Origin of the sequence: Streptomyces sp. NA02950 (genome assembly GCF_013364155.1) — a bacterium.
Taxonomy (GTDB): Bacteria; Actinomycetota; Actinomycetes; order Streptomycetales; family Streptomycetaceae; genus Streptomyces.
The window spans coordinates 7,350,040-7,363,765 of record NZ_CP054916.1; the positions used below are offsets into that span (position 1 = coordinate 7,350,040).

13 protein-coding genes and 3 pseudogenes are annotated in these 13,726 nt (G+C 71.7%); 5 read left to right on the forward strand and 11 right to left on the reverse strand.

What is annotated here, in order from left to right; all coding sequences use genetic code 11:
• Nucleotide 1: 1 nt before the first annotated feature.
• On the reverse strand, nt 2-751 hold the full coding sequence (locus tag HUT19_RS32320) for a serine hydrolase (protein WP_217712297.1): 750 nt from the start codon (nt 749-751) through the stop codon (nt 2-4).
• A 25-nt stretch (nt 752-776) separates the two neighbouring features.
• Between HUT19_RS32320 and HUT19_RS42320 the strand changes: the two are divergent.
• Nucleotides 777-1,202, forward strand: a pseudogene (locus HUT19_RS42320) (Gfo/Idh/MocA family oxidoreductase); the annotation flags it as partial.
• A gap of 40 nt (nt 1,203-1,242) precedes the next feature.
• Here the strand turns inward: HUT19_RS42320 and ribA are convergent.
• Nucleotides 1,243-1,899 (reverse strand): GTP cyclohydrolase II, encoded by a 657-nt coding sequence (gene ribA / locus HUT19_RS32330; RefSeq protein WP_176183842.1) that lies wholly within the window; start codon nt 1,897-1,899, stop codon nt 1,243-1,245.
• A 99-nt stretch (nt 1,900-1,998) separates the two neighbouring features.
• On the opposite strand from ribA, the gene HUT19_RS32335 reads away from it, so the two are divergent.
• Together HUT19_RS32335 and HUT19_RS43390 are read left to right on the forward strand one after the other, a co-directional pair.
• On the forward strand, nt 1,999-2,751 hold the full coding sequence (locus HUT19_RS32335; protein WP_176183843.1) for a creatininase family protein: 753 nt from the start codon (nt 1,999-2,001) through the stop codon (nt 2,749-2,751).
• A pseudogene (locus HUT19_RS43390) lies at nt 2,748-3,392 on the forward strand (RibD family protein); the annotation flags it as partial. The gene HUT19_RS32335 and the pseudogene HUT19_RS43390, both read left to right, overlap by 4 nt.
• Before the next feature lie 186 nt (nt 3,393-3,578).
• Here the strand turns inward: HUT19_RS43390 and HUT19_RS32340 are convergent.
• The 5 genes and pseudogenes from HUT19_RS32340 to HUT19_RS32360 form a co-directional block, all read right to left on the reverse strand.
• Nucleotides 3,579-4,514 (reverse strand): annotated as a pseudogene (locus HUT19_RS32340) (YbhN family protein); the annotation flags it as partial.
• Nucleotides 4,511-5,353, reverse strand: a complete 843-nt coding sequence (locus HUT19_RS32345; RefSeq protein WP_176183845.1) for a class I SAM-dependent methyltransferase — start codon at nt 5,351-5,353, stop codon at nt 4,511-4,513. The gene HUT19_RS32345 and the pseudogene HUT19_RS32340, both read right to left, overlap by 4 nt.
• The gene (locus tag HUT19_RS32350) at nt 5,350-6,420 is read right to left on the reverse strand and encodes a glycosyltransferase family 4 protein (RefSeq protein WP_176187560.1); all 1,071 of its coding nucleotides are present in this window, start codon (nt 6,418-6,420) and stop codon (nt 5,350-5,352) included. Before HUT19_RS32350 ends, HUT19_RS32345 begins: the two co-directional genes overlap by 4 nt.
• Nucleotides 6,421-6,452: 32 nt before the next feature.
• A complete protein-coding gene (locus tag HUT19_RS32355; RefSeq protein ID WP_176183846.1) occupies nt 6,453-6,851 on the reverse strand; it encodes a 6-carboxytetrahydropterin synthase in 399 nt (132 codons plus the stop codon).
• Between the two features lie 100 nt (nt 6,852-6,951).
• A complete protein-coding gene (locus tag HUT19_RS32360) occupies nt 6,952-7,929 on the reverse strand; it encodes a zinc-binding alcohol dehydrogenase (RefSeq protein ID WP_176183847.1) in 978 nt (325 codons plus the stop codon).
• Nucleotides 7,930-8,054: 125 nt separating this feature from the next.
• Between HUT19_RS32360 and HUT19_RS32365 the strand changes: the two genes are divergently transcribed.
• On the forward strand, nt 8,055-8,786 hold the full coding sequence (locus HUT19_RS32365; protein WP_176183848.1) for a CDP-alcohol phosphatidyltransferase family protein: 732 nt from the start codon (nt 8,055-8,057) through the stop codon (nt 8,784-8,786).
• 119 nt (nt 8,787-8,905) lie between these two features.
• Here the strand turns inward: HUT19_RS32365 and hemE are convergent, their stop codons facing one another.
• The gene (hemE, locus tag HUT19_RS32370; RefSeq protein ID WP_217712299.1) at nt 8,906-10,021 is read right to left on the reverse strand and encodes a uroporphyrinogen decarboxylase; all 1,116 of its coding nucleotides are present in this window, start codon (nt 10,019-10,021) and stop codon (nt 8,906-8,908) included.
• 284 nt (nt 10,022-10,305) lie between these two features.
• On the opposite strand from hemE, the gene HUT19_RS32375 reads away from it, so the two are divergent.
• The gene (locus HUT19_RS32375) at nt 10,306-10,500 is read left to right on the forward strand and encodes a hypothetical protein (protein WP_176183849.1); all 195 of its coding nucleotides are present in this window, start codon (nt 10,306-10,308) and stop codon (nt 10,498-10,500) included.
• A gap of 951 nt (nt 10,501-11,451) precedes the next feature.
• Here the strand turns inward: HUT19_RS32375 and HUT19_RS32380 are convergent.
• The 3 genes from HUT19_RS32380 to HUT19_RS32390 form a co-directional block, all read right to left on the reverse strand.
• Nucleotides 11,452-11,871, reverse strand: coding sequence for a type II toxin-antitoxin system VapC family toxin (locus tag HUT19_RS32380; protein WP_176183850.1), 420 nt, complete (start codon nt 11,869-11,871; stop codon nt 11,452-11,454).
• Complete coding sequence (locus HUT19_RS32385; protein ID WP_176183851.1) at nt 11,868-12,098, reverse strand: antitoxin; 231 nt, start codon at nt 12,096-12,098, stop codon at nt 11,868-11,870. Before HUT19_RS32385 ends, HUT19_RS32380 begins: the two co-directional genes overlap by 4 nt.
• A gap of 439 nt (nt 12,099-12,537) precedes the next feature.
• The gene (locus HUT19_RS32390) at nt 12,538-13,668 is read right to left on the reverse strand and encodes a hypothetical protein (protein WP_176183852.1); all 1,131 of its coding nucleotides are present in this window, start codon (nt 13,666-13,668) and stop codon (nt 12,538-12,540) included.
• Nucleotides 13,669-13,726 lie beyond the last annotated feature (58 nt).

Consider the following 13,726-nt stretch of genomic DNA (forward strand, 5'->3'; position numbering starts at 1 on the left):
TTCACGCCTCGGCGGCCACGATGCCGATGACCTCGGTGACGGCGGAGAAGTCCGGGGTGAGCCGGTTCTTGGTCATGGCGAACGCCACCCCGTTCTCCACGTCCCCGTAGGTGAAGCTGCCGCCCGCACCGCCCATCCCGAACACACCGGCCTTCCGCGCCGAGCCGTCGGGCAGGCCGAGCGCGAACCCCAGGCCCCAGGCGGACTCGTTGCCGAAGACCCGGTCGGTTCCGCTCGCCGCCACCGATGCCATCTCCCGCAGCCGCTCCGGTGAGACCGGCCGGACACCGGGGACATCGCCCAGCAGTGCCGCGTACAGCCGGGCCATGGCGCGGGCGGAGGTCTTGCCGCCCGCCGGGATGTCGGCGGCCAGGATGTCGGTGCGGTTGCCCAGCTCGGCCGTCGGGAACGTGGACTTCGGCCCGGCTCTGAACATCGGCAGGTCCTCGGGCAGCTCCGCGAACATGTGCTCGGTGCCCGGCGCGTCCTCCAGCGGCGCCAGCCGCCCGTGTTCCGAGACCGGCATCCCGAAGTACAGCTCGTCCGCCACACCCAGCGGCCCGGTCAGCTCCTCGCGCAGCACCCGGGCGAGGGGACGGCCGGTCACCCGGCGCACGATCTCGCCGACGATCCAGCCGAAGGTGTACGCGTGATAGCCGACCGCCGTACCCGGCTCCCACCACAGCTCGGCGTCCGCGACCACCGCGCACATCCGCTCCCAGTCGCACAGCTCCTCGCGGGTGATGTCCATCGGCAGCCCCGGCACCCCGGCGGAGGCCGGCGGCCCGCCCCGGCTGGTGGCCGCCCGTGGCGCGGGGCGGCCGGGCGCCGGGGACGTCGACGAATGGCTCGACGCCGAACTGGCCTTCCCCGGCGGCGCCACCGGCCTCGCCCGCTGCCACATGGCCTCCGGCGCATGGCGGATGAGCTGCCGGATCACCGGCACGCTCGGCGAGGCCACCGCGCTGAACTTCGTCCAGCCGCATCTGGACGACCGCGTGGTGGTGCGCACCCGGGCGGGGGAGCGGACCGAGGAACTCGGCCGCCGCTCCTCGTACACCTACCAGCTGGAAGCCTTCGCCGACGCCGTACGGCACGGCGCTCCGCTGCCGCTCGACGCGGACGACGCCGTGGCCACCATGACCCTGGTCGACGCCTGCTACCGCGCCGCCGGATTCCCGCCCCGGCCACGCGCTGCCTGATCGCACCCACCCTCCCCGCCACCGGTCCGGCCGGCCGCCCTCATGAGCGGTCGGCCGCGACCTCCAGATGCGGCAGGTAGTGGTCCATGCGGTCCCGCTTGGTGCGCAGATAGGTGATGTTCTCCTCGCGCGGCGGGGTCAGCAGCGGAACCTGCTCGCTGACGTCGATGCCGTGGCGCAGCAGCGCCTCCCGCTTGAGCGGGTTGTTGGACAGCAGCCGCACCGACCGGACCTCGAGGTCGTGCAGCATCTCCGCCGCCACCTGGTAGTCGCGGGCGTCGGCGGGCAGTCCGAGGGCGAGGTTGGCCTCGACGGTGTCCATCCCCTCCGCCTGGAGCTGCATCGCCTGCAACTTGGGGAGCAGGCCGATACCCCGGCCCTCATGGCCCCGGAGGTAGATCAGAATGCCGCGGCCCTCGCGGGTGATGGTGTTCAGCGCGGCGGAGAGCTGATCCCCGCACTCGCAGTGCTTGGAGCCGAAGGCATCTCCGGTCAGGCACTCCGAATGCAGTCGGGTAAGGACGTCCTCACCTTCGACATCACCGTATACCAGGGCTATTTGTTCGTCCCCGCGATTGAGGTCGAGGTAGCCGACGGCGCGGAATTCGCCGTACACGGTGGACAGTTGGAGATTCACCACGCGCTTGGCACCCGCGGTGCGAGCGCTGGGGTCGAACACGCTATCACTTACTGTCATGTCCCGATCCTATCTGGCAAACTGCCTGCGGTGTAGGTGAAAATGGCGAGCGCGTATCAACACGTTGCCCCGGTGTACGAGCGAAAGGCCCCAAAAAACATGAGCAGTTCGGGAACGCGACCACAGGTCACGGATCTTCTGCCGAGGGACACGACGGAGGACGTCCGGGCCCGGGGAGCCCGGGTCGCCGTCCTGCCCGTGGGGAGCTTCGAACAGCACGGCGCCGGACTTCCCCTGATCACCGACACGGTGGTGGCCTGCGCCATCGCCGGTGAGATCGCCGCGGCCCACCCGGTGCTGGCGCTCCCCCCGATCACCGTCTCCTGTTCGCACGAGCACGCGGACTGGCCGGGAACGGTCAGCATTTCCGCCGCCACGCTGCATGCCGTCGTCCGCGACATCGCCGATTCGCTGCGGGCCTCCGGTATCCACGCGCTGGCCGTGATCAACGGGCATGGCGGTAATTACGTGCTGCGGAACGTGGTTCAGGAATCCGCGGGCACCGGTATCCGTATGGCACTTTTCCCGGGCTCGGCCGACTGGACGGCCGCACGTGAGAGGGCCGGAGTACAGACGTCGTCCAACAGTGATATGCATGCGGGAGAAGTGGAGACATCCATCCTCTTGCAAGTCCGTCCAGAACTCGTCCGGCCCGGCCAGGAAAAGGCCGACTGGATGGCGGATGACCGGAAGCATCTGCTCACCCTCGGTATGTCCGCCTATACGGAGACCGGGGTCATAGGCCGCCCCTCCCTGGCGTCCGCCGAAAAGGGAAAGGAACTTCTCGCCGGTCTCGTCGATTGCTTCGATGAGTATCTCTCCTTGCTCGGCGCCCGGGAGGAGACGCGATGACGGACCGCACCGCCGTGCTCGACGCGGCGCGCGCATGGGAGCTGCTGCGCGCGGTCCGGACCGGGGCGGAGGCCGGGGCGGCCGGTCTGGTCCGGGGCGCGGACGGGACGTACCGGTGGCGGCAGCCCGCCTCGTCCGAAGCCGAGGAGCTGGCCGAGCGCTATCTGCCGCTGTGCCTGGCCGGACCGCGTCTGGTGGTGGCCCAGCTCGGCCAGAGCCTGGACGGTTTCATCGCCACCCGCACCGGCGACGCCGACTACGTCACAGGTGAGGAGGACCGCCGCCATCTGCACCGGCTGCGGGCGCTCACCGACGCGGTGCTCGTCGGCGCCGGGACCGCGGCCGCCGACGACCCCCAACTGACGGTCCGCGCCTGCACCGGTGAGCATCCGGTGCGTGTTGTTGTCGATCCGCATGGCCGGGTTCCCCTCACTCGCCGGGTGTTCACGGACGGGTCAGCGCCCACACTGTGGGTGGTGGCCGCCGACGGTGAGCGACCGGCCGCCCCGGACGGCGTGCAGGTGCTGACGCTGCCGGACCGCGACGCGTTCGCCCCCCACCGCCTGGTGGAGGAACTCACGCGGCGCGGCCTGGGCCGGATACTGGTCGAGGGCGGCGGGGTGACCGTGTCCCGCTTTCTGCACGAGCGGGCGCTGCACCGGCTCTACGTCACCGTGGCGCCCGTCCTGATCGGCGACGGTGTCCCCGGACTCCGGTTCGCCGGTACCCCGGTGCTGCGGGACGCGCTGCGTCCGCCCGTGCGCCGCGGTGTCCTCGGCGAGGACACCCTCTTCGAACTCGACCTGGGGACGCCGCAGTCCGGCGATCCACTGGCCGATGAGCACCGCGATACCGGGCAGGCTCGCCGCGAAGGTGAGCACCCCGTACACCACGGCGACCGACAGCCCCTGGCCCGCGCCGAGGCCCGCGGCGCCGAACGCCCAGGCAGTGACGCCCTCCCGGGGGCCCCAGCCGCCGACGTTCAGTGGCAGCGCCATGGCGATCAGGGCCAGCACCAGCAGCGGCACCAGCGCGGCGACCGGCGCGGTTGACCCCGCGGCCCGCGCCGCCAGCACGAACATGGCCACATGCCCGGTCAGCACCACCACCGAGGCCACCGCCACCCCCGGCCAGCTGCCGCGGGCCAGCAGCCCGCGGCGCGCCTCGGCCAGCGCGCCGCGGAGCGCCCGCCGCCCCCGGGAGGGCCCGGCCGCTCCGCGCCGCCGCGGCCACACCACCAGCGCCACCAGTCCGGCCGCCACCACGGCCAGGACGTTTACGGCGCCCGGGGCCGCGGCCACCCGCCCGGCCACCCGGCCGGTCGCCTCCAGCGCCACCGCGGGGTGCGCCAGCAGCAGCACCACCCCCACCGCGATCAGCACCACCTGGCCCGCGACCCGCTCCAGCACCACCGCGCGCACCCCCCGCCCGACATCACCGGCGCTACGGCCGTGCCGCACCGCGCGGTGCACATCGCCCAGCACCCCGCCCGGCAGCGCCGCGTTGAGGAACAGCGAACGGTAGTAGTCGGCCACGGCCCGGCCGAGCGGCAGCCGGATCCGCAGCCCCCGTGCCACCAGACACCAGCGCCACGCACTGAACACCGTGGTGAGCAGCCCCAGTCCGAGCGCGCCCAGCAGCGTCGGCCCGTCGATCCTGCGCAGCCCGTCCGTGAACGCGCCCGTGCCCAGCCGCCACATCAGCACCACGAGGATGGCCGCACCGGCCACCGCACCGAGCCGCGCCCGGACCGCCCCGCTCATGCCGCCGCCTCCACCGGTCCGGGAAGTGCCAGCAGATCGCGGTGGTGCACCACCGCCCGCAACCCGCCCGTCTCGCACACCGCCAGCCGGCGGCGCAGATACGCGTCGGCGCGCGCCCCGAGGTCCGACCGCTGCTCCTTGGCCGCACCGACCCAGCCCCGCAGCCACTCCGCCGTCAGCGCGGACTCCTCCGGGCCGAGATGCCACGGACTGCAATGCGTCCGGACCACCACTCCCTGCCGCTCGAACGACGCGGTGGCCACCGTCACCGCGTCCGGACCCAGCAGCACACCACGGCGCTGATGGGCGTTGAACGCGTCCAGGATCTCGTCGTCCAGCGGATCGGCCGGGGTCAGCTCGACCCGTCCCACCACCGAGAGCGCCAGCAGCACCGGACAACCCGCCTCCGCACACAGCGCCGCGAGCCGGTCCACCTCCTCACGGGTGAGCACATCCAGCAGCGCCGAGGCGGTCACCAGCGAGGCACCGGCCAGATCACCGGCGGTCAGCCGGGACAGGTCACCGCGCCGCGTCTCGACGGTGACCGGGGTGCCGTCGGCCGCGCACGGCGGCTGTTCGGCGGCCCGCTGGAGCAGCCGCGGATCCCGGTCGTGCAGCACCCACCGCTGTGCACCGTTCAGCCGGGGCGCCAGCCAGCGGCCCATGGCCCCGGTGCCACAGCCCAGGTCGTGCACCACCAGCGGACCGTCCGCAGCCGGCCGCGCCGCCAGATGCGCCCGCAGTGAATCCACCAGCTCCGGTGCGCGGGCCGCCGCGTCGGCACCCTCGCGCAACTCCAGCCAGTCGGGGGTGTAGCGCGGTGTGTCGGTCGCCGTCACGCGGCCCTCCCGGTGTCCCGGCGGAGCCGGTCCAGCGCACCGGCCAGACTCCGCGATGTCGTGTCCCACCCGTCCAGGGCGGTGCGCCGTCCGCGCGCGGCCTCCCGCAGCCGTCGGCGCGTGGCGGGCTCACCCAGCCAGCGGCGCAGCGCGGCGGTGAGCGCCTCCGGGTCCTCCGGGGCGATGAGCATGCCCGGCACACTGCCGTCCGGCGCCTTGCCCACGGCCTCCGGTACCCCGCCCACCTCGGTGGCGAGCACCGGTACGCCCCGGGCCAGCGCCTCGGTGACGGCCATGCCGTACGTCTCGGCGTGCGAGGGCAGCACCAGCAGATCGGCGGCGGCGTAACTGGCCTCCAGTTCCGCGCCCGAGCGCGGTCCGACCAGCCGCAGCCGGTCCTCCAGACGCGCCCGCCCGATCAACTCCCGCACCCGGGTCACATAGCCGGGGTGCCGGTCGAGACCGCCCACAAACGTGCAGGCCCACGGCAGATCGCGGATCCCGGCGAGCGCCTCGATGAGCCCGCGCTGTCCCTTGCGCGGGGTCACCGACGCCACGCACAGCAGCCGGGTGCCGTCCTCGCCGCCGTCCGCCAGCGGCCCGACATCGGCCCCGGGCGCGGCCACATGGATCTGTTCCGGGGCGAGCCCGTGCAGCTCCACCAGCCGTCGCGCCGCCCAGTCGCTGGTCGTCACCACGGCACCCACCGCGCGCAGGGTCCGGCCCTCCAGTGCCTGGAGATCCGCCGACCGGCCCGGGGCCAGCCCGGTCTCGTCGCCCAGCGGCAGATGCACCAGCACCGCCAGCCGCAGCCGCGGCGCCTCGGGGACGACAAGGTACGGCACGGCGCAGGCGACCAGCCCGTCGAGGAGGACCACACTGCCGTCGGGCAGCTCCGCCAGGATCCGGGCCAGTTCGGCCCGTGCCCTGGCGGTCGGCTGGGGCCAGGCCCCGTCCACCGCGTGCTCGTGGACCTGCCAGCCCGCGCCCGGCAGCTCCCGGCACACCCGCAGGTCGTAGACGTTGCCGCCGCTCGGCGCTGAGGGATCGTGCACATCGCCGGGCATCACGACGTGCACCGCCCGCGGTTGGCCGCCGCTCACAGGGCACGCTCATAACTGGCCCAGGCGATATGCGACTCGTGCAGCGTGACCGTCAGCCCCGCGAGGCCCCGGGCGCCCTCGCCCAGCGCCCCGGCGTGCACCCGCTCGGCCAGCCGGTCGGCGATCACCTTGGCCAGGAACTCCGTGGAGGTGTTGATGCCCGCGAAGTCCGGTTCGTCGTCGAGATTGCGATAGCTCAGCGCGCCGGTCACCTGCCCGAGTTCACGGGTGGCCAGCCCGATGTCGACGACGATGTTGTCGTCGTCCAGCTCGGTGCGGCGGAACGTGGCGTCCACGAGGAACGTCGCTCCGTGCAGCCGCTGCGCGGGCCCGAAGACCTCGCCGCGGAAGCTGTGAGCGATCATGATGTGGTCGCGGACGGTGATGCTGAACAACGGATGACCCTCCAGGTGCGCGCGTCGGGCCCGTCTGCCGGGGCACGCCGTCTAGTACGGCCGATGCGTTCCCCGTGTTCAGACCGATTTCGCGGCGATCTCAGGGCCCGTACAGCACACGGTGGCACAGCCCCGGGAGCTCACCCGAAGCAAGCCCCGGCAACACCCGCGGCAGCTCCTCGAAGGCGCATTCCCCGCTCACCAGCGCGTCGAAGGAGGAGTCGGCCAGCAGCTCGAGCGCCAGCGCCAGCCGGTCGGCGTAGCCGCGGCGGGGGCCCCGGTTCGGCGACACCGTGCCCACCTGGCTGCTGCGCACGGTCAGCCGCCGCGAGTGGAACGCCTCGCCGAGCGGCAGGCTGATCCGCCGGTCGCCGTACCAGCTCAGCTCCACCACGGTGCCCTCCGGGGCGAGCAGTTCCAGCGAGCGGGCGAGCCCGGCCTCGGTGGCGCTGGCGTGCACCACAAGATCGCAGCCGTCCGCCGCGTCCTCGGGCAGCGCGAACTCCACCCCGAGCGCCGCCGCGACACCGGCGCGCGCCGGATCCGCGTCCACCAGCTGCACCCGTACGGCCGGATAGCGGGCGAGCACGGCGGCGACACTCGCCCCCACCATCCCGGCCCCCACCACCGCGATCCGGTCGCCGAGCAGCGGCGCGGCGTCCCACGCGGCGTTCACCGCGGTCTCCACCGTCCCGGCCAGCACCGCCCGCGCGGCGGGCACGTTCTCCGGCACCACGGTCACCGCGCTCGCCGGGACCACATAGCGGGTCTGATGCGGATACAGACAGAACACCGTCCGCCCCAGCAGCTCCCGGGGCCCCCGCTCCACCTCACCGACGCTGAGATAGCCGTACTTCACCGGCGCCGGAAAAGTGCCCTCCTGGAACGGCGCGCGCATCGCGGAGTGCTGGCTCTCCGGGACCTCGCCCCGGAACACCAGGGTCTCCGTACCGCGGCTCACACCGGAGTACAGGGTGCGCACCACCACCTCGCCGTCGGCGGGCTCGGGCAGCGCCACCTCCCGTATCTCGCCGTGGCCGGGGGAGCGGAGCCAGAAGGCGCGGGCGACGCGCTCCATCGACGTCCTCCAGAAGGATCGCGCTGAACAGCTGAACAATCGGGCTGCGGCACACGTACGGATAGCCAGCCGCGCTCACGGTACGCGGCACTCATCAACTCCGCCACACAGCCGGAGGGTGCACGGTGGCAACCCTGAATGACACGTACAACGCCAAACCGCTGCGACAGGAGACCGCGGCGGGGGCGGGAGCACAGCTCGCCCTGCTCGCCCTGCTCGGCACCGCACTCGGCCTCGGCCCCGCGGGATGGCTGACCGGACTGGTCTTCGCCCTCGCCACCTGGGCGGTGCTCAACCGCGCCGTGTCCCGTTCCTGGCTGCGCTCGTTCGGGGCGGCCAACCGCGTCACCCTGGCCCGGGCCACCCTGGTCGGCGGGGTGACCGCGCTGGTCGCCGACTCCTTCCAGAGCCCGCCGCAGGTCACGGTGCTGGTCGCGCTCACCGCGGTGGCCCTGATCCTGGACGCGGTGGACGGCAAGGTGGCGCGCCGCACCGGTACCGCGTCCCCGCTGGGCGCCCGCTTCGACATGGAAGTGGACGCGTTCCTCATTCTGGTGCTCAGCGTCTACGTGGCCACCTCGCTCGGCCCCTGGGTGCTGCTGATCGGCGGTATGCGCTACGCGTTCGTGGTGGTGTCCCGGTTCCTGCCGTGGCTGCGCGGATCACTGCCGCCGAGCACGGCCCGCAAGACGGTGGCCGCACTCCAGGGCGTCGCCCTGCTGGCGGCCGGGGCCGCGATCCTTCCGCGGCCCGTGGCCCTCGCCGAAGTGCTGCTGGCCCTGGCCCTGCTGAGCTGGTCCTTCACCCGCGACATCGGGTGGCTGTGGCACACCCGCCAACAGCGCGCGGAGGGCTGAACGGGGCGGTGTCAGCCGCAGCCCCCGGCATGCCCCCGGTCGCCGCCCTCGCGCGGTGTCCCACCGGCCGTGGCGGGCGAGGGGCGGCGGGGTGCGCGGCCGGAGTTCGGCGGTCGGCCCTACGCCGTGGGCGTGCTCCAGGCGCGCACCTGCTCGACGACGGCGGTGACGTGCTCGATGGGCGTGGTCTTGACGATGCCGTGTCCCAGGTTGAACACGAACGGCCCCCCGCTCAGGCCGCGCAGGATGCGATCCGTCTCGGCGTGGAGCGCGGGGCCGCCGGCGATCAGCAGCTGGGGATCGAGGTTGCCCTGCACGCAACGGCCCAGCCCGCGCTGGAGGGTGCGCGCGGCCCAGTCGAGGGGAACCGTGGAGTCCAGGCCGATGCAGTCCGCACCGGTCGCCTCGGCGAAGCCGTTGTAGGAGAGCCCGGCGCCCCGGGGGAACGCGATGACGGGAACGTCCGGGTACTGCGCCTTCAGCGCGCTGATGATGGCGGCGGCCGGCTTGACGCACCAGCGGTCGAAGAGGACGTCCGGAAGCACCCCGGCCCAGCTGTCGAACAACTGGACCGCTTCCGCGCCCGCCTCGATCTGACGGCCGAGGAACTGGATGATGGCGGTCGTCAGCAGGTCCATCAGGGGCTGGAATCCGTCGGGGTCGCTCAGCGCCCACTGCTTGACGACGGAGTGCTCCGACGTGGCGCCGCCGCGGCCTTCGACCATGTAGGTGGCAAGGGTCCACGGTGCGCCGGCATAGCCGATCAGGGCCGTCTCGGCGGGCAGGGCGCGGGTGAGCTGACTGACCGTCTCGTAGATCGGGGCCAGTTCCTCGTGCAGGCGGGAGATGCTCAGGAACTCGGCGATGTCCGCCGACGAGCGGACGGGCGGCGTCAACACCGGCCCCTCGCCGACCCGGTAGTCCAGGGTCTGGCCCAGTGCGGCGGCGACCTGCGGAAGGTCCGCGAACACGATGGCGGCGTCGAGCGGGAAGCGGCGCAGCGGCTGCAGGGTGACCTCGACGGCGTGCTCGGGGGTGGTGCAGAGCCCCACCATGCCCCCGGCCGCCTCCCGGACCTTGTGGTACTCGGGCAGGTAGCGTCCGGCCTGCCGCATCAGCCAGACCGGCGGCCGCTCGGTCCGCTCTCCCGCGAGTGCGCGCAGGAGCAGCTTCTTGGGCTGGACACTGCCGGACCCCGGCTTCGGAACGACTGCTTCCCGGATGCCGATGTCCACGCTGTTCCATCCTGTTGCATCGCCCCGGTGTTGACGGGACTCAAGTAATGACGTCGGACCCCTTGGAAGGGGGCCGTCGGCAGCGTAGCAGAGCCCAGTCGGCCGTCCCGGCAGGCGTTTGACGGCCCGTCAAGGGGCCGGTCGAGATCCCGGACGGGCCGTGCCCCGGAATGGAAGTCCCGGTTACCCCGCAGTGGCGGATCGTAGGCGGAGCGCCATTTGAGCGTCCGCCGGGCGCACGCGAACATGAGCGCCGTCGAGACGGCGATCGGGAGGATGACCGGATGAGCCTGGCGGGACGCGCGGAGGCGCCGATCGGTCGGACGGACCGTTTCTTCATCGGCGGGCAGTGGGTGGCGCCGTCGTCCAGCGCCATGATCGACGTGATTGACTCCGCGACCGAGGAGCTCTACTTCAGGGTCGCGCAGGCGCAGGCCGCCGACATGTCCAGGGTGCGAAGTCACGGACGACACCCTTGACGACCTGTACCGGCTGCTGGAAACCGCCCCGTGTCCCACGAACAACGGCAAACCGCTGGGAGTGAAGAGTGTCCGGCACGTCCACAGCATCCTGTCCGGTGCACTCGGCGCGGCAGTGCCCAAGCTGATATCCGCCAACCCAGCGGCCACTGCACATCCGCCTTCCGCTCGGCAGATCCGGGCGCAGGAGAAGCGGTACCCGACCCTGGACGATGGCCAGACAGTGGGCTTCCTGGCGTCCGTCTGGGAGCCGTGGGGCAACCGGGCCTGTGACGGCGGCCTGACTCATCACTGCCTCCGTGACGCCCCGCAGTGGACCGTGTACGCCGCTACCGGTGTGCGCCGCAGCGAGGCGCTGGGCATGAAGTGGTCCCTCGTGAACTGGGACGAGGGGTCCATCGAACTCGGCTGGGCCGTGGTTGAGGAGGGCAACACCTACCGGGATCTGGAGGCCGGGGAGAACCCGTCGAGGTCTCCGCCAACGCTCGGCACCACTCGCCGGGCTGCACCATGGCCCGGTACGGGCACTCACGTAAGGACGGAGCGCGGAGGCTCGCCGCCTCCGGAGCGGGCGACTCGGCCTGTCATCCCTGGTCTGACCTGGGGAATCTCTGGGCCGTTGGTCACGTGGTTGGTCACGCCACAGCCCTATAAAGCAAAAAACCCCACATGAAGTGGGGTCCTAGCTGGTGTCCGAGGGGGGATCTGGACCAATACCCCACGGCTCACGCCGCTGACGACGGTGCTGACGCTGCCGTAACCTCCAGCCGGGGCCGCCACTCGCCACGAGTCCGGACGTGGCCTGCTCCTGGTCGTCACACTCGCCGATCGCGGGCGGCACGGAGCCGCACGAGCCGGTGGACAAGATCATCTGGGTGGAGCTGGACTCCCGCCCCGACTGACCGTCCGCGAGACACCTCCGGGAGGGCGGGAAACCATGTGGCGGCTGCTTCAGCCAGAGGTCTCGAACGTCTCGATCTCGCAGCGCGCCACGCCGCTCTTGTCGATCCTGGCGTCACTGGTGATCAACGGCAGACCCAGGCTCTCGGCCAGGGCGACGTACTGCGCGTCGTAGGCGGAGAGGTTGCACGACAAGCCCTTGACGCGCTCCCAGAGGATCAACGTCTCATGCCGGTCGATCGCCAGATCGCGGTACGTCGCCACGGCCTTGCGGAGCTGCTTTTCGCTCAGCTTGGGTTCGCCGCCGCGCCGGCCGCGCGCCAGGCCGAGCAAAGCGGACATGATCTCGTAGTCGATCAGGTGCGGGGCGGCGAGACGGTCCTCCTTGGCGACACGTTCGCGTACCCGGTGCCCGGTGGGGCCCTCGTCGCTCAGGAAGAAGACGAGTGCCGAGCAGTCGACGACGATCAACGGCCCGCCCTCGCGTCGTCGATCGCGGTCAGCACGTCCGACGCGCTCAGGGTTGCCCCTGCCTCGGCTTCCGCGCGAACGGCGGCCTCGGCGAGCGTGGGCCTCGCGGCTTCACCGACGAGGACATCGAGCGCGTAGGCCTGAAGCGACTTGCCCGCCCTCGCGGCGCGGGCCTTCAGAGTGGCGAGGGCATCGTCAGGGACATCGCGAATAGTCAGGGCAGTCATGTCTGCACTTTAGCAGCATCGCATGCAAAGTGCAGCTTCGCATGCGCATGACTCAGTGCGCCGCCGGGCATCCGTTTCGGACTCATCGACCACGCCCTCCCGCCGCCGGTTCGACGGGGCGGGGAACGGATGCCCCACGACGATCTCCCGGCTCGTTCGCTCGATGTACCCGGCCCTGGCCGACCTCGGATGCGGCTCACGAGACCGACAGGACAGGCGTCAGGGCATCGTCGTTCGTTGACGTGGCGCCGAAAGAGCCGGAAGGAGTGTGCCGCGTGCGGAGGGCCCTCGGCGCCATGAGTCATACCAGCGTCCGATCTCCGAGATGCTGTGGAAGCCGCTGCATTTCGGACTATCGGGACTATCGGGCTGAGCGTTCATGATGATCGCCCGCGCCGGCGCCGAGCCGGTATCAGGAGTTCGAGGTCCGTGCCGTCCGTTACCGGAGGTTGTGGGTGTTGAGGCGGTGGATGAGGCCGGGGCGGCGCTGGTGCGTCTCACGCAGGCGCGTGATGCGCTGCCGGAAGTTCGCTCCGCTGCCCACGTGATCGCAGGCATCGCGCAGGTCACGCAGGAGAGTGACGGCCCGGTCGTAGGCGTTGGTCTGTTTGGTGGCGATGTGCGCCTCGACCTGTCGCCACACGGACTCCGCATCGTTGGCCAGGGCCGTCAGGTGCTGGGCGCGGGCTTCGGCCTGTCGGCGTTGTTCGCGCCGGCGGCGTTCTGTGCGGCGAGTGTAGGCGGCGTCGAGCAGGTGGGCGGCGGTTCGGCTGCCCGGATTGGTGGCCGGGGTGGTGGTGGCGCGCAGCCGGTGCAGCAGTTCTGTGTGCAATCGGGGTTCGGGCCCCAGGGCCAGCCGGAGCAGAAACCCGTCCTTTTCCTTTGCCGACAGGGCGGCGATCAGGCGTTGGAGTTCCTTCTTCGTGGGCTTGGCCGTGGGTTCGGGGACGGCGGGGCTGGACTGTGCGGCGATGGTGAGCAGGTCGGCATCGACGCGCAGGTAGTCCGCCAGCGCCTGCTGCGGGGCCGTGAGATCGGCCAGACCGGCCGGGACGGGAGGCTCGGTGACGGCCTGGTACTCCTCTTCGTCGTCGTCCTGCAGTTCCCACGCGGAGAGGGCGGACAGCCAGGCGAGATACAGCGACCGCAGGTCGCCTGCGGCGAGTTCGCCGCGTACGCCGATGAGCGCGGTCAGGGAGTCGTCGGCGCCCTCCGCCCAGTCGCCGCCTTCATCCTCGCTGGTCAGGTCGAGGACGATATGTGTGCGGGTGTCCCATGCCTCGACGCGCTCGTCGAGGCAGTACGGCTGGACGGTGCGCAGCGGCAGACGCTGCTCGGGCAGCCGCAGCATCAGCCGGTGCGTACCCCAGTTGGTGACGTACAGGTGGGCGTCGAAGTACCGCTCGACCATGCGGCGTGGCTCACCGCGGAAGTTTCCCCAGTGGTAGGTGTTGGTGAAGCTTGTCGCGGTGATCCGCGCCCGGGTGGACAGGCTGCGAAGCTGTTCCTGCTCCTCGCGGCCAAGCGGCCGCTCCAGGGCCTGGAACTCGAAGTACTGGTACTCGCTCACCCGCTGGAGGCTATCGCCGCCGCCCGCGGCCGAACACCTTCGAGCGAGGGTGTCCGCT